At 62.4% G+C, this 24777-nt stretch carries 23 protein-coding genes and 2 tRNA genes; 13 read left to right on the top strand and 12 right to left on the bottom strand.

Translation table 11 applies throughout. From position 1 onward, the window contains the following. The first annotated feature begins 46 nt into the window (after positions 1–46). The 4 genes from Cth01_RS10025 (at position 47) to Cth01_RS10010 (ending at position 4561) form a co-directional block, all read left to right on the top strand. A complete protein-coding gene (locus Cth01_RS10025) occupies positions 47–538 on the top strand; it encodes a sigma-70 family RNA polymerase sigma factor (protein WP_052057557.1) in 492 nt (163 codons plus the stop codon). Between the two features lie 3 nt (positions 539–541). After that, positions 542–1558 carry a FecR domain-containing protein gene (locus Cth01_RS10020; protein ID WP_045839074.1) on the top strand — a complete coding sequence of 339 codons (1017 nt, stop codon included), beginning with the start codon at positions 542–544 and terminating at the stop codon, positions 1556–1558. A 349-nt stretch (positions 1559–1907) separates the two neighbouring features. Then, on the top strand, positions 1908–4157 hold the full coding sequence (locus Cth01_RS10015) for a TonB-dependent siderophore receptor (protein ID WP_233425145.1): 2250 nt from the start codon (positions 1908–1910) through the stop codon (positions 4155–4157). 161 nt (positions 4158–4318) lie between these two features. Further along, on the top strand, positions 4319–4561 hold the full coding sequence (locus tag Cth01_RS10010) for a hypothetical protein (RefSeq protein ID WP_131324617.1): 243 nt from the start codon (positions 4319–4321) through the stop codon (positions 4559–4561). On the opposite strand, the gene Cth01_RS10005 is transcribed toward Cth01_RS10010, so the two are convergent. From Cth01_RS10005 to Cth01_RS09990, 4 genes are all read right to left on the bottom strand, one after another. Continuing rightward, positions 4521–4611: transfer RNA gene (locus tag Cth01_RS10005), tRNA-Ser, on the bottom strand. The two genes, Cth01_RS10010 and Cth01_RS10005, sit on opposite strands and share 41 nt — an antisense overlap. Before the next feature lie 67 nt (positions 4612–4678). Beyond that, a tRNA-Ser gene (locus Cth01_RS10000) sits at positions 4679–4769 on the bottom strand. A gap of 92 nt (positions 4770–4861) precedes the next feature. Further along, on the bottom strand, positions 4862–5782 hold the full coding sequence (locus Cth01_RS09995) for an SPFH domain-containing protein (RefSeq protein ID WP_045839073.1): 921 nt from the start codon (positions 5780–5782) through the stop codon (positions 4862–4864). A gap of 90 nt (positions 5783–5872) precedes the next feature. Further along, positions 5873–6298 (bottom strand): NfeD family protein, encoded by a 426-nt coding sequence (locus Cth01_RS09990; protein WP_003063189.1) that lies wholly within the window; start codon positions 6296–6298, stop codon positions 5873–5875. A 139-nt stretch (positions 6299–6437) separates the two neighbouring features. Here Cth01_RS09990 and Cth01_RS09985 point away from each other — a divergent pair, with 139 nt between their 5' ends. Then, the gene (locus Cth01_RS09985; RefSeq protein ID WP_045839072.1) at positions 6438–8945 is read left to right on the top strand and encodes an arginine/lysine/ornithine decarboxylase; all 2508 of its coding nucleotides are present in this window, start codon (positions 6438–6440) and stop codon (positions 8943–8945) included. A gap of 318 nt (positions 8946–9263) precedes the next feature. After that, complete coding sequence (locus tag Cth01_RS24275; protein WP_233425144.1) at positions 9264–9455, top strand: VanZ family protein; 192 nt, start codon at positions 9264–9266, stop codon at positions 9453–9455. 91 nt (positions 9456–9546) lie between these two features. Here the strand turns inward: Cth01_RS24275 and Cth01_RS09975 are convergent, their stop codons facing one another. The 3 genes from Cth01_RS09975 to Cth01_RS09965 form a co-directional block, all read right to left on the bottom strand. Then, complete coding sequence (locus Cth01_RS09975; RefSeq protein ID WP_100086387.1) at positions 9547–10509, bottom strand: Bug family tripartite tricarboxylate transporter substrate binding protein; 963 nt, start codon at positions 10507–10509, stop codon at positions 9547–9549. A 157-nt stretch (positions 10510–10666) separates the two neighbouring features. Further along, positions 10667–11881 (bottom strand): CaiB/BaiF CoA transferase family protein, encoded by a 1215-nt coding sequence (locus tag Cth01_RS09970; protein WP_174447051.1) that lies wholly within the window; start codon positions 11879–11881, stop codon positions 10667–10669. Between the two features lie 45 nt (positions 11882–11926). Beyond that, positions 11927–12862 carry a hydroxymethylglutaryl-CoA lyase gene (locus tag Cth01_RS09965; protein ID WP_045839069.1) on the bottom strand — a complete coding sequence of 312 codons (936 nt, stop codon included), beginning with the start codon at positions 12860–12862 and terminating at the stop codon, positions 11927–11929. A 141-nt stretch (positions 12863–13003) separates the two neighbouring features. Here Cth01_RS09965 and Cth01_RS09960 point away from each other — a divergent pair, with 141 nt between their 5' ends. Beyond that, positions 13004–13732, top strand: a complete 729-nt coding sequence (locus Cth01_RS09960; protein ID WP_034351792.1) for an IclR family transcriptional regulator — start codon at positions 13004–13006, stop codon at positions 13730–13732. Between the two features lie 61 nt (positions 13733–13793). Here the strand turns inward: Cth01_RS09960 and Cth01_RS09955 are convergent, their stop codons facing one another. The 3 genes from Cth01_RS09955 to fabI form a co-directional block, all read right to left on the bottom strand. After that, a complete protein-coding gene (locus tag Cth01_RS09955; RefSeq protein ID WP_072248230.1) occupies positions 13794–14699 on the bottom strand; it encodes a DNA ligase in 906 nt (301 codons plus the stop codon). A 178-nt stretch (positions 14700–14877) separates the two neighbouring features. Beyond that, positions 14878–15399, bottom strand: coding sequence for a superoxide dismutase family protein (locus tag Cth01_RS09950; RefSeq protein ID WP_045839067.1), 522 nt, complete (start codon positions 15397–15399; stop codon positions 14878–14880). Positions 15400–15572: 173 nt separating this feature from the next. Further along, a complete protein-coding gene (fabI, locus tag Cth01_RS09945) occupies positions 15573–16373 on the bottom strand; it encodes an enoyl-ACP reductase FabI (protein ID WP_003063172.1) in 801 nt (266 codons plus the stop codon). Between the two features lie 120 nt (positions 16374–16493). Here fabI and Cth01_RS09940 point away from each other — a divergent pair, with 120 nt between their 5' ends. The 5 genes from Cth01_RS09940 to Cth01_RS23975 all read left to right on the top strand — a co-directional run bounded on the left by Cth01_RS09940 (position 16494) and on the right by Cth01_RS23975 (position 22707). After that, entirely contained in the window at positions 16494–18308 is a 1815-nt protein-coding gene (locus tag Cth01_RS09940) for an extracellular solute-binding protein (protein WP_082085647.1), read from the top strand. Between the two features lie 210 nt (positions 18309–18518). Further along, the gene (locus Cth01_RS09935) at positions 18519–19547 is read left to right on the top strand and encodes a microcin C ABC transporter permease YejB (RefSeq protein WP_034351795.1); all 1029 of its coding nucleotides are present in this window, start codon (positions 18519–18521) and stop codon (positions 19545–19547) included. 48 nt (positions 19548–19595) lie between these two features. Beyond that, positions 19596–20696: an ABC transporter permease gene (locus Cth01_RS09930; protein WP_139032058.1), complete on the top strand. Its 1101-nt coding sequence runs from the start codon at positions 19596–19598 to the stop codon at positions 20694–20696. Next, entirely contained in the window at positions 20693–22348 is a 1656-nt protein-coding gene (locus Cth01_RS09925) for an ABC transporter ATP-binding protein (protein ID WP_045839064.1), read from the top strand. Before Cth01_RS09930 ends, Cth01_RS09925 begins: the two co-directional genes overlap by 4 nt. A gap of 197 nt (positions 22349–22545) precedes the next feature. Further along, the gene (locus Cth01_RS23975) at positions 22546–22707 is read left to right on the top strand and encodes a hypothetical protein (RefSeq protein ID WP_003056362.1); all 162 of its coding nucleotides are present in this window, start codon (positions 22546–22548) and stop codon (positions 22705–22707) included. 102 nt (positions 22708–22809) lie between these two features. Here the strand turns inward: Cth01_RS23975 and Cth01_RS09920 are convergent, their stop codons facing one another. Together Cth01_RS09920 and Cth01_RS09915 are read right to left on the bottom strand one after the other, a co-directional pair. Next, positions 22810–23142, bottom strand: a complete 333-nt coding sequence (locus Cth01_RS09920) for a chaperone modulator CbpM (RefSeq protein ID WP_003063164.1) — start codon at positions 23140–23142, stop codon at positions 22810–22812. A gap of 11 nt (positions 23143–23153) precedes the next feature. Next, positions 23154–24134 (bottom strand): DnaJ C-terminal domain-containing protein, encoded by a 981-nt coding sequence (locus Cth01_RS09915; RefSeq protein WP_034351852.1) that lies wholly within the window; start codon positions 24132–24134, stop codon positions 23154–23156. 230 nt (positions 24135–24364) lie between these two features. Between Cth01_RS09915 and Cth01_RS09910 the strand changes: the two genes are divergently transcribed. Further along, positions 24365–24745: a thioredoxin family protein gene (locus tag Cth01_RS09910; protein WP_034349992.1), complete on the top strand. Its 381-nt coding sequence runs from the start codon at positions 24365–24367 to the stop codon at positions 24743–24745. Positions 24746–24777 lie beyond the last annotated feature (32 nt).

The following is a 24777-nucleotide window of genomic DNA, read 5'->3' as shown; positions in this document are numbered from 1 at the left end:
TCACAAATGAGTAACCTATCGTATCTTGTCATACCCATTCCACTCCTTGACCGACGTGGCCAAGATTTATGGAGAGCATCACCCCTGGCTTTTGGGCTGGCTGAGGCGCAAGCTCGGCGGGGCTGATCATGCCGCGGATCTTGCGCAAGATACCTTTGTGAGAGTGCTGGCTGCCCAGGCGGAGCAGCGCGCGCTGGTGTTGCGCGAACCGCGTGCCTATCTGACCACGGTGGCGCGCAATCTGCTCATCAATCATGTGCAGCGGCTGTCGCTGGAGCAGGCATGGCTGGACGCGATGGCCCAACTGCCGGAGCCTCTGGCGCCTTCGCCCGAGCAGCAGTTGCTGGTGCTGGAGTCATTGCATCAGGTCGATGCCATGCTCAACGGCTTGCCACCCAAGGTGCGCGAGGCGTTTCTACTATCCCAACTCGATGGTCTGAGCTATGCACAGGTGGCAGAGCGCCTGGGAGTCACGTCTCGCACCGTCAAGCGCTATATGGCCCAAGCATTCGAGCAGTGCATTTTGCTGGTGATTTGAGTGATGGTCGTTGTACCCCCTTCGGCTCTGGATATCGATCCGAGCGCAGCACGGCAGGCTGCACAGTGGCTTGTGCGGCTGCATGCCGGCGATGCCGACATGACAGTGCATGCCGAACTCATGCGCTGGCGCAACTCGGATCCGAGTCATGAAATGGCCTGGCAGCGCGCCGAACTGGTTCTTTGCAAACTGAATGCAACCCGGGCCGGCAACAGTGCCGAAGCAGGCAATACGCTGGGCGGCCTGAGCGCTGCAGCGCTGCGCGAGGCGAATCGCTCGCAGCGGCGTGCCGTCGCGCGGCTGCTGGCGACAGCGATTGTGGCGGGGCCGATCGGCTATGGGGTCTGGCGTCTTGCGCCCTGGCATGAATGGTCGGCGGACATGCGTACCGACACGGGCGAGAGCCGTGAATCGACGCTGGCCGACGGCAGCAGAATCCAGCTGGATACCGGGAGCGCCGTCGACATGGCGTTCACATCATCGGAGCGTCGCCTGATCCTGCGCGCGGGCGCCATCTGGGTGCAGACTGCTGCCGATGCCGCGCTGCGGCCTTTTCTGGTCCAGACAGCGCAAGGAACGGTCCGGGCATTGGGGACGCGTTTTACCGTGCGCATCGCGCCGCCCTTTGCGCGAACGGAACACAGCTGTCTCATTGCGGTTCAACAAGGAGCGGTGGAGTTGAGTCCCGTCAACGACGACACAAGCGTGCGCATTGATGCGGGTAAGCAGGCGCAGATGAGCGCGGGGAATGTCGGCGTACCCGAAGCAGCCGGCCTGGCCTCCGATGGCTGGACTCATGGGGTGCTCTATGCGGAAAAGACACCGCTGGGGATTTTTGCTGCCGAGCTTTCGCGCTATCGCCCGGGCATCGTGCGATGCGATCCGGCTGTTGCTGCGCTGCCTGTGAGCGGAGCCTTTCAACTGCGCGATACGGACCAGGCGCTGGCGGCGCTGGCTGCCTCCATGCCCGTCAGAATCTTGCAGCGCTCGCGTTACTGGGCGACTATCGTGCCGCGCTGAAACACTCGATTTCTTCACCTTCCATGTCCCCTTTTTGCCAGGACGCCGGTCATACAAGAAAGGCAACACATTTATCGGCATTTTCAAAAAGGGTTACTCCATGGTCTTGGCGCAGCATATTCCCGGGCAAATTTCAGTGCCTTCATCCTCCTTTGTGCCCGTCGAGAGCCTGGGCCTCAAACAGAACGCAGTTCAAGCTGCGCTGATCCTGCTGCTCGGGGTGGCAGGTGCCGGTGGCGTCCAAGCCCAGTCGAGTCAGGGCTCCGCCAGCAGCCCGCAAGTTAGAGAGTACAGTCTCCCCAGGGGGCCATTGAGCCAAGCGCTGGCGCGCTTTGCGGGGGAATCGGGGGTGACGCTATCCGCGGACTCTGCGCTGACCGGGGAGCTCCAGACGGCTGGTTTGAATGGCAGATTTGCCGTCGCTGAGGGCTTTGCGCAGCTGCTGCGTGGTAGCGGGCTTGAGGTCGCGCAAACCCAGCCCGGTATTTTCATTCTGCGCACAAGCACTCAGGCCCCTGTGGCGGCGGGTGCAGCCTCCAGTCTGGCGGAAGTGCTGGTGACTGCTGCGGCGGAAGCATCGACCTTCTCGGAAGGCACGGGTTCCTATGCTGCACAGCTCGTCACGATCGGCAAGAGTGCACAGAGTCTGCGAGAAACTCCGCAGTCGGTGTCGGTGGTGACGCGCCAGATGCTCGAGGATCAGAATATCCAGAGTCTCGATGACGCCATGCGCACAGTACCTGGCGTCACTGTGGAGCCAGGCAGCACGGGGGGCAATCATGGCAATTTCTACCTGCGCGGCTACGCGGTAGATACCGTGCAGATCGACGGTGTCAACACTCCTGCGAGCACCGGCAATGATCTTTCCAGCGGATTCGGCATGGCCATGTATGACCGTATTGAGGTTCTGCGCGGCCCTGCAGGACTGTTCCAGGGGGCCGGCGACCCTGGCGGCTCCATCAATCTTGTACGCAAGCGCCCCAAGGCGCAGCGGGAGTTCAGCACGCAACTATCGGCCGGCTCCTGGAATCGCTACTACGCCGAGGCGGACATGAGCGGGCCTCTGAGCAGTGATGGACGCATACGCGGGCGTCTTGTCACCGCCTACCAGGACCAGGGCTCTTTTGTGGATCATGTGTATTCAAGGAAGCCGTTGATCTATGGCGTGCTGGACGCCGACCTCACTCCGTCAAGCACGCTTACCGCCGGAGCCAGCCATCAGCAATACAAGGGGCGTCCCGCCTTCGGCCTGCCTGCCTATCCGGATGGCCGCCTGCTGGATATTCCGCGCTCCAGCTATCTGGATCCCATCTGGAATCACATCACCGAACGCAACACCGAGTACTTCGCAGAATTTCAGCATCGCCTGGACAATGGCGGGCAGATCAAGCTCAATGCGACCTACCGGGAGCAGGATGAGCCCTCTCGTCTGTTCGGCTGGTCGGACTGCGCGGCCGACCCTGCTACCGGCGACAGCTGCCTCATCAGCTGGGCTTACCGCAGCCACTGGAAGACCCATGGCCTTGACGGCTTCATCACCACGCCGTTTGCCGCGCTGGGCTCATCCAATAATGAGCTGACGCTGGGAGCGGACTATCGCAAGGTGCACAAGAGCTTCAAATACGGCGGCGGAGACGGTGCTCCCATCAATATCTTCGATCCCGACAACAACGTTCCCAAGCCTGCGAATTACAGCTTCTCCAACGGCAACGACAACCGAACCGAGCAGTACGGGCTCTATGGACGAATCAATCTGCGCCCGGCCAGCGGCGTGTTGCTCAGCATGGGAGGGCGCATGACCTGGTGGGACAACCATGCCGTCAATCGCAATGCCTATTTCAACCAGTTCTCCGAAACCGATACGCGCATCAGCGGCAAGTTCACTCCCTATGCGGGAGTCGTGTTCGATCTGAGCGAGCAGTTGTCCGCCTATGCCAGCTATACCCGCATTTTCGCGCCGCAGACCGCCAGCGACGCTGAGGGCATGACATTGCGCCCACGCGTGGGCCAGCAGTACGAGGCAGGCCTGAAGGGCGAATGGCTGAACAAACAGCTCAATGCCCGTGCGGCTGTTTTCCGTATGGAGGACAGCAATCGTGCAATGACCGATCCGGCCAATCCGCTGTTCTCCCTTGCCGCTGGCAAGATGCGAAGCCAGGGGGTGGAGGCGGAAATCAACGGTCGCATAGCTCCGGGCTGGAATCTCGCTGTCGGATACGCGTACACACAGACCAAAACGCTGGAAGGAACACCGGACGAGAAGGCTCAGCTCTATACCTTCATCGCTCCGCGCCACAGCTTCAACCTGTGGACACGCTACCAGTTCGGTTCGGGGCCTCTGGAAGGCTTCAGTGTGGGGGGCGGTCTGCGCAGCGTCAGCCGGATGTACCGCCTCAATGGTGACGTGAAGTTCTCTCAGGGTCCGGTGACTACGGCTGCACTGCAGATCGGCTATCGCTTCAACAAGAATCTGGATGCAACGCTGACCGTCAACAATGTCTTTGACAAGGTGTATTACCAGCGTGTCTGGGCGGCTTATGGCTCCAACTACTATGGCGAGCCGCGCAATGTGATGCTGACACTGCGCGGCAAGTTCTGAGCTCCATGCCAAGGGGGCTGGGTAGCCCTTGAAAGCCGAGGCAATACAGGCTCGAGAGCCCAGGCGCGCAAGTGGGGGGGCGGTGCTATCGCTTTTCGTCTGGGTTGGCGTTGCCATTCAGTGCGTCAGTGCTTGCTGCGCTGGGCTTGCCAGCAGGCAGCTTGAGCACTGCGGCTGTTTGTGTGATGCCTAGCCTGAAGCAGTTGCTTGGTACGCATGGGCTGTTAGTTCCCGTGGTATTCGCCGGGGCTGAGTTGGATAAACATGCGCAGCCATCGCTGAAAGGTCCATTCAAATCTCCTTCCAGGGGAGAAGCGCACCAAAGAAAAAAGGCCTTGAATTTCTTCAAGGCCTTTTGTCATTTGGCGGAGCAGGCGGGATTCGAACCCGCGGTGGGCTATTAACCCACACACGCTTTCCAGGCGTGCGACTTAAACCACTCATCCACCGCTCCACAGCGATCCCAAAATACTTCATTTCTGAAGTAAAAAACCAAGTGTGGTCGACTTGATTTTAAAATCTGGCGGAGCAGGCGGGATTCGAACCCGCGGTGGGCTATTAACCCACACACGCTTTCCAGGCGTGCGACTTAAACCACTCATCCACCGCTCCGTGTGATGAAGCCGCTATTCTAACCAGAAATTTCGACCTCAAAATGAAAGTGCAGAAAGTTCTTTTCTGCACGCAGCCTGAAGCGAGCAGGCTCAGGCGCTCTTGCCCACCTGAACCATCTTCATGGCAGAGGCAATCAGGCCGGAGACCTCGGTCATGTTCGCAGGAATGACCAGAGTGGTGTTGGAGTCCGCTGCCACTTTGCTGTAGGCCTCCACGGCGCTTTCAGCCACCTTGAGTTGAACCGCCTGCTCGCCGCCGGGCTGGCGGATGGCCATGGCCACGCGCTCCAGCGCCTGTCCGGTGGCTTCGGCCACGGTGGTGATGGCGGCAGCTTCACCTTGCGCCTTGTTGATGGCGGCTTGCTTCTCGCCTTCGGAGCGGGCGATGAAAGCTTCGCGCTCGCCGGTGGCAATGTTGATCTGTTCCTGGCGTCGACCTTCGGAAGCTGCGATCAGGGCACGCTTTTCGCGTTCGGCCGTGATCTGGGCCTGCATGGCACGCAGGATTTCAGCGGGCGGCGTCAGGTCCTTGATTTCGTAGCGCAGCACCTTCACGCCCCAGTTCAGCGCGGCCTCGTCGATGGCATTGACGACCTGGGCGTTGATCATGTCGCGCTCTTCAAAGGTCTTGTCCAGCTCCAGCTTGCCGATCACGCTGCGCAGCGAGGTCTGGGCGAGCTGGGTCACGGCCATGATGTAGTTGGACGAGCCATAGCTGGCGCGCATGGGGTCGGTGACCTGGAAGTAGAGAATGCCGTCCACGGTCAGCTGCGTGTTGTCGCGCGTGATGCAGACCTGGCTGGGCACGTCCAGGGGAATTTCCTTGAGGCTGTGCTTGTAGGCGATGCGGTCCACGAACGGGATCAGAAAGTTCAGGCCGGGTGTGAGCGTGCCTGCGTATTTGCCCAGACGCTCCTTGACCCATGCATGCTGCTGGGGAACCACCTTGATCGAGCGGACGATGAAGATGATGGCAATGATGGCGATGGCGAGAGGGACTGCGTAATCCATATTGTCTCCAGCCCTTGTGGGGCGTTGGTGTGAAGAAAGAGAGCGAAGCGTTCCGGCGTCCAGCATAACCATGCCGGGGCCGGTCGATGATCAGATCTTGTCAACCAGCAGGCGGTTGCCGATGACTTCGGCCACGCGATGCGGGCCCGGGATGGGCAGCGCGCCCTGGCGTCCCATGACAGTCCAGGTGGCGCCGCGATAGCGGACCTGGGCCGTGCCGTCGGTGTTCCACTGTTCGATGACCACGGTTTCGCCCACATCCAGGTTGACATCGCGATTGCTGGAAGCGGGCTGTCTGCGCGGGCTGCGCTTGCGCAGCAGATAGCAGACGAGGACGGCACCGGAGCCCAGCAGGGCCGCAGCGACGATCTGGCTGCTGGTGCCCAGGCCGAAATGAGCGCAAAGCGCTCCGGCAATGGCACCCAGAGCCAGCATGAGGAGATAGAAAGTGCCGGTCAACAGCTCCGCAATGACCAGCAAACCGACAAGCAACCACCACGCGGTGGAGTGATCCATACCTGAGCTCCTGTTAAGGCCTGTATTTAGTGCACCACATTCTGGGTTAAAAACAGCCTGTTTCAAAGCCGCAATAAGGATATTCCTTACACTTCGCGGCTGTTTCGTTTTTTAGGCCTGATTGGTACGGAGGCTGTTCATGAAGTTTCGCTTTCCCATCGTCATCATCGACGAGGACTATCGTTCCGAGAACACCTCGGGACTGGGCATCCGCGCCCTGGCTCAAGCCATTGAAGAAGAGGGCTTTGAAGTCCTGGGCGTGACCAGCTATGGCGATCTGTCGCAGTTCGCACAGCAGCAAAGCCGGGCCAGTGCCTTTATTTTGTCGATCGACGACGAGGAATTCCAGCTCGGCGGCGACAAGGACCCCATCATTCACAGCCTGCGCGACTTCATCGGTGAAGTACGCCGCAAGAATGAGGAAGTGCCCATCTATATCTACGGCGAGACCAAGACCAGCCGTCACCTGCCCAACGACATTCTGCGTGAGCTGCATGGCTTCATTCACATGTTCGAGGACACGCCCGAGTTCGTGGCCAAGCACATCATCCGCGAAGCCAAGAGCTATCTGGAGAGCGTGCAGCCGCCGTTCTTCAAGGCGCTGCTGGACTACGCCGAAGACGGCTCCTACAGCTGGCACTGCCCCGGTCACTCGGGCGGCGTGGCCTTTCTCAAGAGCCCCGTGGGCCAGATGTATCACCAGTTCTACGGTGAGAACATGCTGCGCGCCGACGTCTGCAATGCCGTGGAAGAGCTGGGCCAGTTGCTGGACCACAACGGCGCCATCGGCGAGTCCGAGCGCAATGCCGCGCGCATCTTCAATGCCGATCACTGCTACTTTGTGACCAATGGCACATCGACCTCCAACAAGATCGTCTGGCACCACACCGTGGCACCCGGCGATGTGGTGGTGGTGGATCGCAACTGCCACAAGTCCATCCTGCACTCCATCATCATGACGGGTGCGATTCCGGTGTTCCTCAAGCCCACGCGCAATCACTTCGGCATCATCGGTCCTATCCCGCAGAGCGAGTTCTCGGTCGAGTCCATCCAGGCCAAGATTGCCGCCAACCCCTTGCTCAAGGGCGTGGATGCCAAGGCCGTCAAGCCCCGCGTGCTGACGCTGACGCAGTCCACCTACGACGGCGTGCTCTACAACACCGAGACCATCAAGGGCATGCTGGACGGCTATGTGGCCAATCTGCACTTCGATGAAGCCTGGCTGCCCCACGCTGCCTTCCATCCCTTCTATGGCAGCTATCACGCCATGGGCAAGAAGCGCAAGCGCCCGATGCACTCGGTGGTCTATGCCACCCAGTCCATCCACAAGCTGCTCGCCGGCATCAGCCAGGCCTCGCATGTGCTGGTGCAGGACAGCCAGACCGAGAAGCTGGATCACCCTCTGTTCAACGAGGCGTATCTGATGCACACCTCGACCAGCCCTCAGTACAGCATCATTGCCAGCTGCGACGTGGCTGCCGCCATGATGGAGCCGCCCGGCGGCACGGCCCTGGTGGAGGAGTCGATTGTCGAGGCACTGGACTTCCGCCGTGCCATGCGCAAGGTGGAAGACGAGTTCGGCGACGACGACTGGTGGTTCGAGGTCTGGGGCCCTGAAGCCCTGGCCGAGGAAGGCGTGGGCACGGCCCAGGACTGGATCATCCGCGGCACAGACGCATCGACCAAGACCCGCTCCAAGAAGAACGGCAAGGAGTTCGACAACTGGCACGGCTTTGGCGATCTGGCTGACGGCTTCAACATGCTGGACCCGATCAAGTCCACCATCGTCACGCCCGGCCTGGATCTGGACGGCGACTTTGCCGATACCGGCATTCCCGCGTCCATCGTCACCAAGTACCTGGCCGAGCATGGCGTGGTGGTCGAGAAGACCGGCCTGTATTCCTTCTTCATCATGTTCACCATCGGCATCACCAAGGGCCGCTGGAACACCATGCTGACCGCGCTGCAGCAGTTCAAGGACGATTACGACCGCAATCAGCCGCTGGCGCGCATCCTGCCCGAGTTCTGCCAGCAGCACCGCCGCTACGAGCGCATGGGCCTGCGCGATCTGTGCCAGCATGTGCACGAGCTGTATGCCAAGTACGACATCGCACGCCTGACGACCGAGATGTATCTGTCGGATCTCAAGCCCACGATGAAGCCCTCGGATGCCTACGCGCATATCGCGCAGCGCAAGACCGAGCGCGTGGAAATCGACCATCTGGTCGGCCGCACCACCGTGGGTCTGGTCACGCCTTACCCGCCCGGAATTCCGCTGCTGATTCCCGGTGAAGTCTTCAACAAGAAGATCGTTGACTACCTGGTGTTCGCGCGCGAATTCGCCAAGGAATGCCCGGGCTTCGAGACCGATATCCACGGTCTGGTCGAGCTGGAAGACGAAAACGGCGAGATCCGCTACTACGCGGACTGCGTGGCCGAGGAAAGCGTCAAGCCTGTGGCAGTGAAGAAGACTGCTGCCGTGAAGAAGCCCGCTGCCAAGAAGACGGCTGCGGCGCCCGTAACCACGCCAGTTGCCAAGACGCCTGCCAAAAAGTCGGCAACAAAGCCGGTAACAAAGGTGGCAGCCAAGTCCGCCGCAAAGCCTGCGGTGAAGGCTGCGGCCAAAACGGCAAGGAAGGCTGCATAAGCCTTGGCCTTTGCAAGGTCGGGGCGATCCAGGCCTTTTTGCACATCAGCCCGGAGTGCCTGCACTTCGGGCTTTTTCATATCCCTGCCATGCATTCATTCCTGCAACCGGCTGGCGCCGTGCCTCTGTGGAAGCGGTTGGCGGCAGCCAGCCTGGGCTGGGCCTTGTTCATGCTCTGGGGCTGCCTCAATGAGACAGGCAGCAGCGGTGGGCTGATTCTCAGGCTGTTCCCGTTTCTGCGTGGCTTCGCGCACACGGACAAGCTGGTGCATGCCGGCCTGCATACGGTGCTGGCGGGTTTGCTCTGCTGCGCGGGGCTTGCGCTGGGCCGCCGGGCAAGCACTGGCCGTGGTGCTGGTCTGTGCCGGCTATGGCGGCGTGATCGAGCTGCTGCAGGCCGGCGTCGCCCCCACGCGGTCAGCCGAGTGGCTGGATGTGCTGGCCAATGCCGCGGGCGCGAGTCTGGCTGTGCTGTTCATTCAGGGGCTGCGCTGCATGAAGCAAAAATAGTAGCTGCTTGCGCTTGACCTGTATCGTATATAGAAATGAATCTATTTGAAACATAGGTGGTTATTGCGCAGGCAGCTACTGATTTTGATGACTATTCCAGAGTGATCTTCGCGTCGCGGATGAGCGCGGCCCAGCTGGCTTGCTCCTTTTGCAGATAGGCCTGGGCATCCTGCAGGCTGCCCCCCATGGGTGTGCTGCCTTCGGACTGCAGCTGTTTGAGCACTGCAGGGTCCTGCAAGCCGGTGTTCACTGCGGCGTTGATCTTCTGCGCCAGCGCGGCGGGCGTGTTTCTGGGGGCCACGATCAGCTTCCAGTCCACGGCTTCAAAGCCCGGAAAGCCGGACTCGGCCACGGTGGGGACCTGGGGCAGGATGGCAAGACGCTTGGCCGAGGTCACGGCCAGTGCGCGCAGGCGCTGGCCCTTGATCATGGGGTAGACCGCCTGAGGCGTGCCGAACATATAGTGGGTCTGCTTGCCCAGCAGATCGGTCACAGCCGGCGCGGCGCCTTTGTAGGGCACGTTGAGCACATCGATCTTGGCCTTGTAGGAAAGCATTTCCCCCGCCAGATGGCCGACGGTGCCCGTGGAAGCCAGACCTTGCTTGATGGCTCCAGGCTGGGCCTTGGCTGCGGCGATCAGATCCTGCAGCGATTTCCAGGGCGAATCGGTGGGCACGACCAGCACCACGGGCTGCGAGGCCACCAGCGCCACGGGAAGCAGATCGGTCTTGGCGTTGAACGGCATGCTGGGCAGCAGCGAGGGATTGATGGCCAGATTGGCGGTCTGCCCCATGCCGAAGGTATAGCCGTCGGCCGGCGCCTTGGCGACGGCATCGAGGCCGATATTGCCGCCCGCGCCAGGCTTGTTGTCCACCACGATGACCCAGCGATTCGCGGTCGCCATGCGCTCGCTGATCTGGCGCGTCACCGTGTCGGTGCCGCCGCCTGGCGTGAAAGGCACGACCATGCGTATCGACTTGGCGGGCCATTCGCCGGGCTGGGCCGCAGCACTGCCGGCGGCCAGCGTCATGGCCGTCAGCGCGCATGCTGCCATCGCCAGGCGGCGGTTCGGGTGTCGGGAAGAGGGGCTGTACGGCATGGTTTTGTCTCCTGAATGATGGAAATGGGGCGAAAGAATCCCCGCAGGGCGCGCGTGGGCGCCCTGTTCTGGGGTGGATGAGTCGTGCGGGGCGATGGCCCCGCAGGGCCGCTCAGTCGGGCTGGCCCTGTGCCAGTGCCCGGGCCTGGGCCTGGCTGTAGCCCAGCGCTGTCAGAATCTCCAGGCTGTGCTCGCCGAGCTTGGGCGGCGAGAGGCGCACCTGCAGATGCTTGCCGTCCAGGGTCAGCGGCAGCAGCACGGTCTTGCTGTCGCGGCCGTCGGGCAAGGTGATGGGGGCCAGCGCACCGGTGGCGTTCAGGTGCGGGTCCTCGAGCAGGTCGTGCGGGCGGGCGATGGGCGCAAACGGCAGGCCCTTGTCCTCGAAGACGCTGGCGATATGCGCGGCGCTGTAGCCGGCCATGGTTTCGCGCAGCAGCGGCATCAGCCAGCTGCGGGCCTGCACGCGGTCGTTGTTGCTGCCAAGGCGCGGATCGTCACGCAGCTGCTCCAGGCCAAAGGCATCGCAGAACTCGCGCCATGCGCCGTCGCTGACCACGGCCAGAAAGATCTGCTCGCCGCCCTGGACCTCGAACACGTCGTAGATCGCCCAGGCCGAAATGCGTGCGGGCATGGGTGCTGCAGGCTTGCCGGTCACCGCGTACTGCATCATGTGCTGGGCGATCAGAAACACATTGTTCTCGAACAGAGCGCTCTGCACTTCCTGGCCCTTGCCGGTCTTCTCGCGCTGGGCCAGGGCGGCCATGGCTCCCATGGCACCGAACATTCCGCCCATGATGTCGTTGACACTGGTGCCCGCGCGCAGCGGGTCGCCGGGCCGGCCCGTCATATAGGCAAGGCCCCCCATCATCTGCACCACCTCGTCGAGGGCCGTGCGGTGTTCGTAGGGGCCGGGCAGAAAGCCCTTGTGACTCACATAGATGAGGCGTGGGAATTGTTGCTTGAGACTTTCATAGTCCAGGCCCAGCTTCTTCATGGTGCCGGGCTTGAAGTTTTCGGTCACCACATCGGCCGTGGCGATCAGCCGCAGCGCGGCTTCCTTGCCCTCGGGGGTCTGCAGATCCAGCGTCAGGCTTTTCTTGTTGCGGTTGAACAGCGGGAAAAAGCCCGAGCCCGAGCCGAGCAGCTTGCGCGTGGCATCGCCGTTGCGGCCGTGGCCCACGGGCTCGACCTTGATGACTTCGGCGCCCAGGTCGGCCAGCATCAGGCCGCAGCTGGGGCCCATGACCATATGGGTGAACTCCACCACGCGGATGCCGCTATAGGGCAGGGGGGAGGAAGTCTCGGCGGTTTCGGTTGAGGCGTGCATATTCATCTCTTCTTGTCTTCGGCTCATGGGCGAGCCGCTGTGTGATCAGTAGCGCTGAGGCACAAAGCCCTTGGGCAGGCCCGCGGGTGGCAGCATGCCGTAGAGCGCCTCGCCCGGCAGGCCGGCGGCCAGCGTTTCTCGCGCTGCAAGCAATCGTTCAATGTCAATGCCGGTGCGCAGCCCCATGGCTTCGAACATGAAGACCAGATCTTCGGTCACCACATTGCCCGAGGCGCCGGGGGCATAGGGGCAGCCGCCCAGTCCGGCCTGGGAGGCGTCGAAAGTGCGCACGCCGGCTTCATAGGCAGCCAGGCAGTTGGCCAGGCCCAGGCCTCGGGTGTTGTGCATATGTGCGGCGCCGGCCTTGTCGCCGAGTTCGCTGCGCAGGCGTGTGAACAGGCGCTTGACCTGGGCCGGGTTGGCCATGCCCGTGGTGTCCGACAGCCCCGATTCGTCGGCGCCGGCGGCCACGCAGGCCGCCGCTAGAGCAATCACCTCGTCCTCGGGCACCAGGCCCTGCAAGGTGCAGCCGAAAGCGGTGGAGATGCCGGCCTCGATATGCACGGCAGGGGCGATCTCATCGCGCAGCCTGGCGATGGCGCGCACTTCCTCCACCATCTGCGCGGGTGTCTTGCGCACATTGGCCATGGAGTGCGCGGGGCTGGCCGAGACGGGCAGCGTGATCTTGTGCGCGCCGGCGCGCATGGCGGCCTCGGCTCCCTTGAGATTGGGCACCAGGGCCATGATGGTGACGCCGGGATGGGCGGTGGCGTGGCGTACGACCTCGGCGGCGTCGGCCATCTGCGGCAGCAGTTTGGGCGAGACAAAGGAGCCGACCTCGATCTCCTGCACGCCCGCTGCCACCAGTGCATCGATCCATGCATGTTTGTGGGCCGTGCTCATGGTGGCCGAGACCGACTGCAGGCCGTCGCGGGGGCCGACTTCGCTGATCAGGAGATCGAAACGCTGGGGGTATGACATGGTTGCCTCACTTGGATTTCATGCTTGCATTGCAGCTGGCACAATGTTTTAATGATGTTCTATCTAATAGAACTGAGTTCTTTCTATTGAAATATTGCCTTGCGTCCCGATGCCCTGTCAAGCAGCGGGGCAGGAGTTTCCATGCCGCGTAAATCCCTGAATGAATCCGTAGCTGACGAGAATGCAGCACCTGGCGGTGTGGCTGCAGTGGACCGTGCTCTCAGCGTGCTGAGTGCATTCCAGGATGGCGATGCCGCGCTGAGCCTGGCCGAGCTGGCCGAGCGCACCCGGCTCTACAAGAGCACGGTGCTGAGGCTGCTGGCCTCTCTGGAGCATGGCGGCTGGGTTCAGCGCCAGGATGACGGGCGCTATGCGGTGGGCCCGGCCGTGGCCAGGCTGCATGTGGTCTACGAGCAGAGCTTCTCGCTGGACAAACTGGTCATGCCGGTGCTGCGCGCACTGGTTCAGGCCACGGGCGAGAGCGCTGCCTACCATGTGCGCCAGGGGCGTGAACGCCTGTGTCTGTACCGTGTGGATTCGCCGCACCCGGTACGCGATCATGCGCGTGCCGGCGATCTGCTCCCCCTGGATAAGGGAGCTGGCGGGCGTGTGCTGGTCGCTTTCGATCCGGAGCTGGGCGACTGGGTGAAGAAGAATCGCAACCACTATGCGCGTGTACGGGCCGATGGCTACGAAGCCCTGGTGGGCGACAGACATAGCGAGATCGCCGGCATCTCGGCTCCGGTCTTTCGCCGCAGCGGGGAGCTGGCGGCCGCCCTGACGCTGACCATGCCTGCGCATCGCTATGACGAGCGCTATGTCAAAAACGTGCTGCAGGCCGCGCGCGACCTGGGGGCGCAACTGCCGTAGGTTTGGGCGCCCTGGGCTTGAGGCGCAGGGTCGGCAGTCGCAGGTAGCGATGAAGCCAGAGTCACGGGCCTGCCGGCTCGGGCTGAAAGCCCGGCTCGCTGCGTACGCGCAAAAAGCGGGCAAAGCGCGGCAGCCCGCTTTTTTCGTGCAGGCCCTGGTAGCGGTAGGTGACCCAGCTGCCGAGCGCGGGCGGACTTTTGCGCATCTGCACCGTCAGTCCGGAGCCCAGTGAAAACTGCTTGCCGTCCGGGGTCTGCACCAGTAGCGCACCCGTCATGCCCTGCCATTGTCCGCGTCCGTTTTTGTAGCCTATGACCCGGGCTTCGGCATCATCGAAAGGCTTGAGCTTGAGCAGATCGTCGCTGCGGCCCGGGCGATAGGGGGCGCTGCCTTTGTGCAGCATCAAGCCCTCGCCGCCGCCTTTGACGACTGTGTGCAGCCATTGCCGCAACTCGGCTTCCGAGCCCAGCTTGCGCTGCTCCACCATCTGCACCCAGTCCTGGGCAATGGCCCCGACGGTGCGCTGCAGCAGCGGCAGGCGCTGGTCAAAGCTGCCCGGAGCCGCGGGCAGATCAAACACCATGAATCTCATCTGGCGCCAGGCCCGATCGTCCGGGATGGCCTGTGCCGTGGTGGACTGGGCATGGGAAAACCGGCCGCGTCCGGCCCAGAGCTCGCCATCCATGGGGGTGGCCGGCCAGTCCCGAACAAACCACTCTGGCGTCGCGATCCGCTGCCCGCCACGGCTGACGAGCTGGTGGCCGTTCCAGTAGCCGCGTACGCCATCCAGTTTCTCGCTGACCCAATAGTCCTGCAGCGGCAGGCCGCTGCGCCAGACCTGGGCCAGCATCAGCGAAGGCGGCTGTGTCGTGGTCTGGGACCGCACGGCAACAAAGCCCATGCAGAGACAGGCACAGACCAGCCAGAGAATGCATTCCCGCAGGGGGCGATGCCGTGGCTCAGGCATGGCTATCTCCCGGTAAAGAGGCAGCTCATGCTAGAGCGCGGAGCCTATGCTGTCGATGCGGGTACGAACCCATATCAAAAAACATGGCTATCAGCGGCTTATCCATAAGTAATTGCGGTGATTTCAATGAAAAAGCCGCTGCAGCCAGGCAGCGGCTTTTGTCAAAGGGGCAAGACCTTCAGTCGCGGCTGATGACGGCGCAGGCGATGCGCGCGCCGGCATTGCCCGTGGGCTGGGTGGTGTAGTCGTCGGGCTGTGCATGGACGATGACCGCCCGGCCCATGACATTGCCAGGGCCGGCCAGCAAGGTGATGTCCGCCGACTGTACGTTGACGGTGGCCACGCCGTTGGAGTCGGCCTTCAGGCTGGGCAGGTCGCCCATATGGTGCTGGGTCGAGTCATATTTGCCATGCGGATTGCCCAGCGGGTTGAAGTGGCCGGCAGCGGCATTGCCATTGTCGCCGCAGTCGCCCTTGTCGTGGATGTGAAAGCCATGCTCGGAATTGGGCTTGAGGCCGTGAATCACGGCATTGACCATCACCTGCTGGCCGGTCTTCTGGGTGAATTTCACATCGCCGCCGACCTTGCTACCCGAAGTGGCCTGCAGCCTGGCGATGGCCTGGGCGGGCTGGGGCTCGGGGGTGCTGCAGGCCGTCAGGGCAGCAGCGGATGCGGTCAGGATGAGAAAACGATATGGCATGTAAGCTCCTCTTGAATATTCGTCAGAACCATAGAGAAAACACTGTGAACCATAGCGTCAGTGCTTTGCCGCGCTTGTAGGGCAAGGGCCAAGATGTCGGGCACGGCCCCAAAAAAACAAAGCCCCGCAGGCCTCAGAAGCCTGCGGGGCTGGTGTCCTCAAAAGCCTGGGGCTCAGACCTGATCGGCAGACAGGCCTGCGGTCTGGCTGAAGCCGCCGTCCACATAGGTGATCTCGGCGGTCACGCCGGAGGCCAGGTCGGACAGCAGGAAGGCCGCGACATTGCCCACGTCTTCAATGGTCACGTTGCGGCGCAGAGGAGCGGCGTCGGCCACACGGCCCAGCAGCTTGCCGAAGTCCTTGATGCCGGAGGCAGCCAGGGTCTTGATGGGGCCGGCGGAGATGCCGTTGGCACGAATGGCGCGGCCGTCGGCAGTGCGACCCACGGCTTCTGCCAGGTAACGCACGGATGCTTCCAGCGATGCCTTGGCCAGGCCCATGGTGTTGTAGTTGGGGATGGAGCGCAGAGCGCCCAGATAGGACAGGGTCAGCAGCGAGGACTTGTCGTTCAGGTAAGGCAGGGCTGCCTTGGCCATGGCGGGGAAGCTGTAGGCGCTGATATCGTGGGCGATCTTGAAGTTCTCGCGGCTCAGACCGTCGAGGAAGTTGCCGGCAATGGCTTCACGGGGGGCAAAACCGATGGAGTGCACAAAGCCGTCGAACTTGCCCCAGGTGGCACCCAGGTCGGCGAACAGCTTTTCGATCTGGGCGTCGTCGCCCACGTCGCAGTCGAACACCAGCTTGGAGTCGAAGTCGGCAGCAAATTCGGTGATGCGGTCCTTGAAGCGTTCACCCACATAGCTGAAAGCCAGTTCTGCGCCTTGCTCATGGCAGGCCTTGGCAATGCCGTAGGCAATGGAACGGTTGGACAGAACGCCCGTGATCAGCAGCTTTTTACCGGCGAGAAAACCCATTGTTGTTCTCCAAAGAAAATTGAAAGAGACGATGGCTGCATCTGTGGCAGACGCGCCATCTTTGAAAACGTATCTGTTCGAACTGGGTGCGAATCAGTCGGGGTAGGGCAGAATTGTCGCATGCGCCATTGGATGATTTGCTCAGCCCTGATTGTCAGCAGCCAAGTTGCCACACCTGCCCTGGCAGCACATGGCTATGCGCTCTGGGGCCAGCCCAGGTACGCGGCCGACTTCAAGCACTTTGACTATGTGAACCCTCAAGCGCCCAAGGGCGGCGAGTTGCGCATGGTCAGCAATCTGCGCTATTCGACCTTCGACAAGTACAACCCCTTCACCATCAAGGGCTCGCCGCCTGCCTATCTGGCGGACATGCTGTTCGAGACCCTGCTGACCCCCAGCCTCGACGAGACGGCCACGGGCTACGGCCTGCTGGCCGAGGATGTGGAGGTGGCGGCCGACGGCCTGTCCGCGACCTTCAAATTGCGCAAGCAGGCGCGCTTTCACAACGGCAAGCCCGTGCTGGCCCAGGATGTGAAGCACAGCTACGAGACGCTGCTGAGCAAATATGTCTCGCCCGGCTACAAGACGCTGTTTGCCGAGGTGGCTGCCTGTGATGTGCTCGACGAGCGCACGGTGCGCTTTCGCTTCAAAAAGCCCAACCGCGACCTGCCGCTGACCGTGGGCGCCCTGTTGCCGGTGTTCAGCCGTGACTGGGGGCTGGGCGCGGATGGCAAGCCCAAGGCCTTCGATCAGGTGGTGATGGACACGCCTATCGGCAGCGGGCCCTACAAGATAGGGCCGGTCAAGTTTGGCAAGGACATCAGCTATGTTCGCGACCCTAAGTATTGGGGGGCAGCCTTGCCGGTGCGTGTCGGTTTGGCCAATTTTGACCGAGTCACCATCAAGATCTACAAGGACAACACGGCGCGGCTGGAGGCACTCAAGGCCGGTGAGTTCGATCTCATGCGCATCAACAGCGCGGGCGACTGGGCCAGGCGTCTGACGGGGCGGCGCTTCGCCTCGGGCGAACTGGTCAAGGGCGCGTTCGAGAACAAGCTGCCCTCGGGCTTTCAGAGTTTTTTCCTGAATACGCGGCGTGAGCTGCTCAAGGATGTGCGTGTGCGCGAGGCCCTGGGCCTGGCTTATGACTTTGAGTGGATGAGCCGTCAGATGTTCTATGGCGCATATCAGCGTGTGCATGGATTGTTTGGCAACACCGCTTGCGAAACCACGGGCGATCCCAGCGATGCCGAGTTGGCCCTGCTCAAGCCCTATGAGAGCAGTCTGCCGCCAGGCACGCTGGGGCGGATGGCCCAGCCGCCACGCACCGACGGGCCTGATGGCCTGCGCGGCAATCTGCGGCGTGCGCAGAAGCTGCTGGCCGATGCCGGCTGGACGGTCAGGGATGGAGCCTTGCGCAACGCCAAGGGCGAGCCCATGGTGCTGGAATATCTGGACAGCAGCGAGAGCGGTGTCAAGATCGTCAGCAGCTGGATGCGCAATCTGGAAAAGCTGGGCATCACGCTCAAGGTGCGCAATGTGGACTACGCGCTCTATCAGCAGCGCATGGACAAATACGATTTCGACATCGTGACGCTCAACGTGCCCGGCACGCACAATCCGGGCCAGGAATATGCCGAGCTGTTCGGCAGAGCCGCCGCCGATGTGGAGGGAGCCTCGAACTATGTCGGTCTCAAGAGCAAGGCTGTGGATGCCATCATCGCCCAGATGGCGGCGGCCAAGTCCGAGCAGCAGATGCTGCCCGCCTGCCACGCGCTGGAGCGCATCATCGTCCACGGCCATTACCTGATTCCGCAGTATTACTCGGGCACGCACCGCATGGTCTATGACGCCTGGAAGTTGGCGCTGCCGGGGCAGATTCCGGCCTATTCGCCGGGCGAGCTATGGGCCGTCTATGCCTGGTGGGCCAAGTAAGGTGGCCCCCACGCTCCACCGTTGCACGGGGCGCTGCCCCCCGAGGGCGCTGCCCCCCGAGGGGGCTGGCCTTGCTTGGGGCGGCCCGCGCTGCGGCCCAGGTAAAGTGGCCCCCACGCTCCGCCGTTGCACGGGTCGCTGCCCCTCTGCTTTGGGCGGCCCGGCGCTGCGGCCAGCGCCGCCGCGGCTGAAAACAAGGGTTGATCGAAGATGTTTGCCTATATTCTCAAACGCATTTTGTTGATGATCCCCACGCTGCTGGGCGTGCTGCTGCTGACCTTTGTCGTCATCCAGTTCGTGCCCGGTGGCCCGGTGGAGCAGTATCTGGCCGAGGCCAAGGCTGGTGCCGGACACGGCGCCGAAGGCGCTTCCATGAGCTACCGGGGCGGCCAGGGCGTGGATCCCAAGCGCCTGGAGGAGATCAAGGCGCTGTACGGCTTTGACAAGCCCCCGGTAGAACGCTTTGTGCAGATGCTGGGCCAGTTCGCGCGCTTCGATCTGGGCACCAGCTTTTTTCAGAACAAAAGCGTCTGGGCGCTGGTCAAGGAAAAACTGCCGGTCTCCATCAGCCTGGGGCTGTGGACGTTTTTCATCAGCTATCTGGTGGCCGTGCCACTGGGCGTGGCCAAGGCCGTGCGGGCCGGCTCGCGCTTCGATCTGGCGACCACAATCGTGATTCTCATCGGCTATGCCATCCCGGGCTTTGTGCTGGGCGTGGCGCTGCTGGTCGTCTTTGGCGGGCAGCTGCAGTGGTTTCCGCTGCGCGGGCTGACATCGGCCAATTTCGACGAACTCAGCACCATGGGCAAGGTGGCGGACTATCTCTGGCATATCGCGCTGCCTGTGACGGCCATGGTGGCCGGCAGCTTTGCCGTGACAGCCATGCTGACCAAGAACTCGTTTCTCGAAGAGATCCGCAAGCAGTATGTGCTGACGGCCCGCGCCAAGGGTCTGTCCGAGCGCCAGGTGCTCTACAAGCATGTGTTTCGCAATGCGCTGATTCCCATCGTCACGGGCTTTCCCTCGGCTTTCATCGGCGCCTTCTTTGCCGGCGCGCTGCTGATCGAGACCCTGTTCTCGCTCGATGGCCTGGGTCTGCTCAGCTATGAAAGCGTGATCCGGCGCGACTTTCCCGTGGTGCTGGGCACGCTGTATCTGTTCACGCTGATCGGCCTGGTGACCAAGCTCATCAGCGATCTTTGCTATGTCTGGGTGGACCCCCGGGTCAAGTTTGATTGATTTATGCAAAATAAGCCTCAAACCAATGCCCTGCAAGCGCAAGAAGCTATGAATACAGGAGTAGAGCGTGTGCCGGCGGCGCCTGCTGCCAAGTCCGAATCCCCTGGGCGCCGGGCCTGGCGGCGCTTCAAAGGCAATCGGCTGGGCTTTGCCAGCCTGCTGGTCTTTTCGGTGCTGGTGCTGCTCAGCCTGTTTGCCGAACTGCTGTCCAACGACAAGCCGCTCATCGTGCGCTACGAGGGGCAGACCTATCTGCCGCTGCTGCACGATTACCCGGAAACCACATTTGGCGGCGATTTCCATACGCCGACCGATTACCTCGATCCCTTCATCCGGCAAAGGCTCGGCGAGGGCGACAACTGGGCGATCTTCCCCATCAACCGCTATGGCAAGTCCACCATCAACTACTTTGCCAAGTCGCCCAATCCTTCTGCGCCGTCGGCCGACAACTGGCTGGGCACCGACGACCGGGGGCGCGATCTGCTGGCGCAGCTCATCTACGGTTTTCGCGTCAGCGTGCTGTTCGGCCTGGCGCTGACGGCCGTGGGCGTGCTGCTGGGCGTGCTGGCGGGAGCGGTGCAGGGCTTTTTTGGCGGCAAGACGGATCTGGCCTTCCAGCGCCTGACGGAAATCTGGGGCTCCATGCCCGAGCTCTACCTGCTCATCATCTTCAGCGCGCTGTTTGCGCCCAGTGTCTCGCTGCTGCTGATCCTGCTGAGCCTGTTCGGCTGGATGGGGCTGGCCGACTATGTGAGAGCCGAGTTTCTGCGCAATCGCCAGCTCGACTATGTGAAATCCGCCCAGGCGCTGGGTGCCAGCAATCGCTCCATCATCTTTCGCCACATTCTGCCCAACAGCATGACGCCGGTGATCACCTTTTTGCCGTTTCGCATGAGCGGGGCCATCCTGGCGCTGACCTCGCTCGATTTTCTGGGTCTGGGCGTCCCGCCAGGCACGCCAAGCCTGGGTGAGCTGCTGAGCCAGGGCAAGAACAATATCGATGCCTGGTGGATTTCCCTGTCCACCTTTGGCGTGCTGGTCATCACGCTGCTGTTGCTGACCTTTATGGGGGATGCCCTGCGCGATGCGCTGGACCCGCGCAAGCAGGCGCACACCGGGGCTGCAAAGCGCGCAGGAGGCAAGCCATGAGCAAGGAGAAATACGAAGGCCAGGCCGGCAGCAAGCTGCTGGCCGTGCACGATCTGAGCGTGTCTTTTGCGGGCAAGCCCGTGGTGCAGGATGTGAGCTTCGAACTTGCAGCCGGTGAAAAGCTGGCGCTGGTGGGGGAGTCCGGCTCGGGCAAGTCGGTCACGGCGCTGTCGCTGCTGCGCCTGGTGGGCGATGCGCAACTGGGTGGCCGGGCCCTGCTGGACGGGCGCGATCTGCTGGGGCTTTCGGAGCGCGAGATGCAGGGCATACGCGGCGGCGATATCGCCATGATCTTTCAGGAGCCGATGACGGCGCTGAACCCGCTGATGACCGTCGGCGCGCAGGTGGCGGAGGTGCTGCAGCTCAAGCAGGCCTTGAGCCGGGCCCAGGCCTTGAAGCAGGCCGTCGAGCTGCTGGCCACTACCGGCATCCCTGAGCCCGAGCGTCGCGCGCAGAGCTTTCCGCACCAGCTCAGCGGCGGCCAGCGTCAGCGCGCCATGATTGCCATGGCCCTGGCCAGCCGTCCCCGGCTGCTGCTGGCCGACGAGCCGACAACGGCGCTGGATGTGACGCTGCGTGGCCAGATCCTGGATTTGCTGGCCGATCTGCAGCGGCAGACCGGCATGGCCGTGCTGATGATCACGCATGACCTGAACCTGGTGCGCCGCTTTGCCGACCGCGTGGCCGTCATGGAAAAAGGCCGTCTCGTGGAGCAGGGCGCGGTGGCCGAGCTGATGCGGAACCCGCAGCATGCCTATACCCGCAAGCTGCTGGCCAGCCGGCCGGTACGCAATGTGGCGGATGAGACCGTGCCGGCCGGTGAGGCTGCCGTGGTGCAAACCCGGGCCTTGCAGGTGAGCTATGCCACGCCCTTGCCAGGCATTCGCGGCTGGTTCAAAAAGGGCGCGTTCGTCGCGGTCAAGGGCGCGGATATGCTGCTGCGGCCCGGCCGTACCCTGGGCGTGATCGGTGAATCGGGCTCCGGTAAATCCACGCTGGCCCAGGCCGTGCTGGGGCTGTTGCCTGCGGCCGGGGAGCTGCAGGTGGCTGGCAGGCAATGGCAGCAGCCGGCAATCCGCAACAGCGTCGCCAATCTGGCGCTGCGGCGCAAGATCCAGGTGGTGTTTCAGGATCCGTTCTCCTCGCTCTCTCCGCGCATGACGGTGGAGGAGATCGTCGGCGAAGGCCTGCAGATCCATGCCCCTGAGCTCGCTGCCGGGCCGCGGCGCGAGCGCGTGCTCAAGATGCTCGAAGAGGTGGGCTTGACCGAGGCCCAGTTTCCCGGCCTGCTGCAGCGCTATCCGCATGAATTCTCGGGCGGGCAGCGGCAGCGCCTGGCGATTTCACGCGCGCTCATCATGGAGCCCGAGGTCCTGGTGCTGGACGAGCCCACCAGTGCACTCGATGTCACCATTCAACATCAAGTGCTGGCCCTGTTGCAGCGGCTGCAGAAGGAGCGTGGTCTGGCCTATCTGCTCATCACCCACGATGTGGACGTGATTCGCGCCATGGCCCATGAGGTGCTGGTCATGAAGGACGGGCAGATCGTGGAGCAGGGCGATGTGCAGGCGGTGCTGACTGCGCCGAGGCAGGCATATACGCGCCAGTTGGTCGAGGCCGCCGGGGTCGTTGCCGAGCCTTCGGCGGTCTGAATGTGATGGCGAGCAGCGCTTTCCCTTCAAAGGTTTGAGGCTTTGAATGCCTGCAATTGCTGTCGATTCACTGATTCTCGAGGCAGGCATTCGCTGAAAAACACTGAATCCGCACTCGAAAGTTTGTATTTATTTGGCGCGAATTCTCTGGCTGTGGCCTAATTGATCCTTTTCAACCTCCCAATTGAGAATTCGACATGGGCAATAAGATCGTTACCGAAGCAGACCGCAAGGCCACTCCCCGTCCCCAGGCACCCAATGGCGTGACCCTGCCCACTCCCGGCCGTGGCCAGCGCGTGAGCCTGGAGCGTGGTTCGCACACTCGCAGCAAGAAGCAGCCCGGCAAGCGCCACGGCTAATTCCTGCGGCAGGCTGCGCCCTGGTGTGCGGCCCGCAAAAAAGCCCTCGTCACTTCGGTACGAGGGCTTTTTGCTTTTCACGGCTTCAGAGCGTTGGTTTGCTCATCCTTGCAGATTTTTCAGCTTGCGGCGCAGTTGCTGCACTTCCTCAATGAGATCGGTGGTCAGGGCGGCGAGCTGAGGGTCGGCGTCGAAGCTGTGTTCCAGCTGGGCAATGCGGCGTGCACGTACCAGCGTCTGGCTGCTGAAGCGCCATTGCTCGTGGCTGATCTCGCGCAGCTGACCTTCGTTGTCGTAGCTGATGACGCCTGTCTGCACATGCTCGATCACCCATTGCGGGCTGGTGCAGCAATGGCGCGCCAGCTCGTGCAGATCGAGCACGGCCTGTTCCAGCAGCTCGGCAGGTTCGTAGAAAGGGTAGTGGGAGGGGCTCATGGGAAAACCTTTCAACTCAGGCTGCGGGCATCGAACTGCGGGAAGGCCCTGGCAAAGTCGGCATAAGCCTGCTTTTGCGCGGGTGTCGCCGCGGGCGGGAAGACCACATCCAGCACCAGGTACAGATCACCTGGCGTGGCGGCGGGCAGGCCCTTGCCCTTGAGGCGCAGTTTGCGGCCCGAGCGATAGCCGGCGGGCACGGTGACTTCCAGTTCCCCGGCCAGCGTCTTGAAGGGGACGGGGCCACCCAGCTCGGCTTCCCAGGGCGCGAGCGGCACTCGCTGGTAGACATCCTTGCCTTCGGACCACCAGCGTGGGTCGCTGCGGAAGTGCACCTCCAGCAGCAGATCGCCTGGAGCACCCTTGCCCAGGCCCGGGTTGCCCTGACCGGCAAGGCGAATCATCTGGCCCTCGCGCACGCCCTTGGGAATGGTGACCTGCAGCTCCTTGTCCTTGTGGGTGGGGATGCCCTGGTCGTCGAGCACGGTGCTGCGCAGATGCAGCGAGCGTACGGCGCCGCTATAGCTGTCCTGCAGATCCAGCTCTATGCTGGCATGCTGGTCCTGGCCGCGCATGTCTGGGGTGCTGCGCGCGCCTTGCTGGCCCTGATGGCGCCGTGCACGAGCGGCTTGGCCGAACATCTGCGAGAAAAAGTCGCTGAAATCGGCGTCGCTGCCGGCATCGCCCTGGCTGCTGAAGTGAAAGTCCCGCTGATCCCAGTCGGGCGGCGGGCGAAAGCCTCCGCTGCCCTGAGCTCTGGCATTTTGAGCAAACTGCATCTCGTCGCCCATGGCGTCGTAGGCGGCGCGCTTTTCGGGGTCGGAGAGCACGGTGTTGGCTTCGTTGACCTCGGCCATGCGAGCAGCCGCGTCTTTTTCCTTGCTGATGTCGGGGTGGTATTTGCGGGCGAGTTTGCGATAGGCCTTTTTGATGTCCTCGGTGGAGGCCTTTTTGTCCACGCCAAGTATCTTGTAATAGTCCTTGTAATCCATGGAGTCACCAATCTTCTTGTCAAAAGATGGGCGCAAGACTGTTGCCTTGGCTGCTGCCATTGCTGCGCCCGCATTCAGGAAAATAATAGGGATAGAGTGCGGCAGCTTCAAGGGTCTCAATGCGCGCTGGTGGGGTGATGACCGGGGTTTGAGTCCTTGGGTGCATCTGGCGCTACCATTGCCGGGATCAATGCAGGGGCGTGTGCGAAGGCCTGCCCAGAGTTCGTGAAATGAAACAAGAAATTACAAAAGCAGACGCATGGCTGGTTGTCTGCCTCTGTGCTGACTGGTGCGGTACCTGTAAACAGTACCGGCAGCCCTTCGAGGCTCTTGCTGCCCAGTTTCCACAGATGCGTTTTGTCTGGCTCGATGTGGAAGACCGTGAGGATGTAGCTGGCGATCTGGACATAGAAACCTTTCCGTCCATTTTGGTGGCGCAGGGCGAGCAGGCCAGATTCCTGGGGCCTGTGCTTCCGCAAACGGGGGTGCTGGCGCGGATGCTGCAATCCCTGCCCGCAGATGCGGCGGCGAGGCCCGCCGATGTGCAGGAGGCCCAGGATTTGCTGCAGCGATTGTTGCGCGCTGATGACCTGCAGGAAGTCTTGCGTTGATCGCTGTTTTATGCGAGACACTTTTTGCGAAA

Source organism: Comamonas thiooxydans, assembly GCF_000964545.1.
Lineage (GTDB): Bacteria > Pseudomonadota > Gammaproteobacteria > Burkholderiales > Burkholderiaceae_C > Comamonas > Comamonas thiooxydans.
The sequence above is the reverse complement of the archived record's forward strand: the minus strand, read 5'-3'. Positions and strand labels throughout refer to the sequence as shown.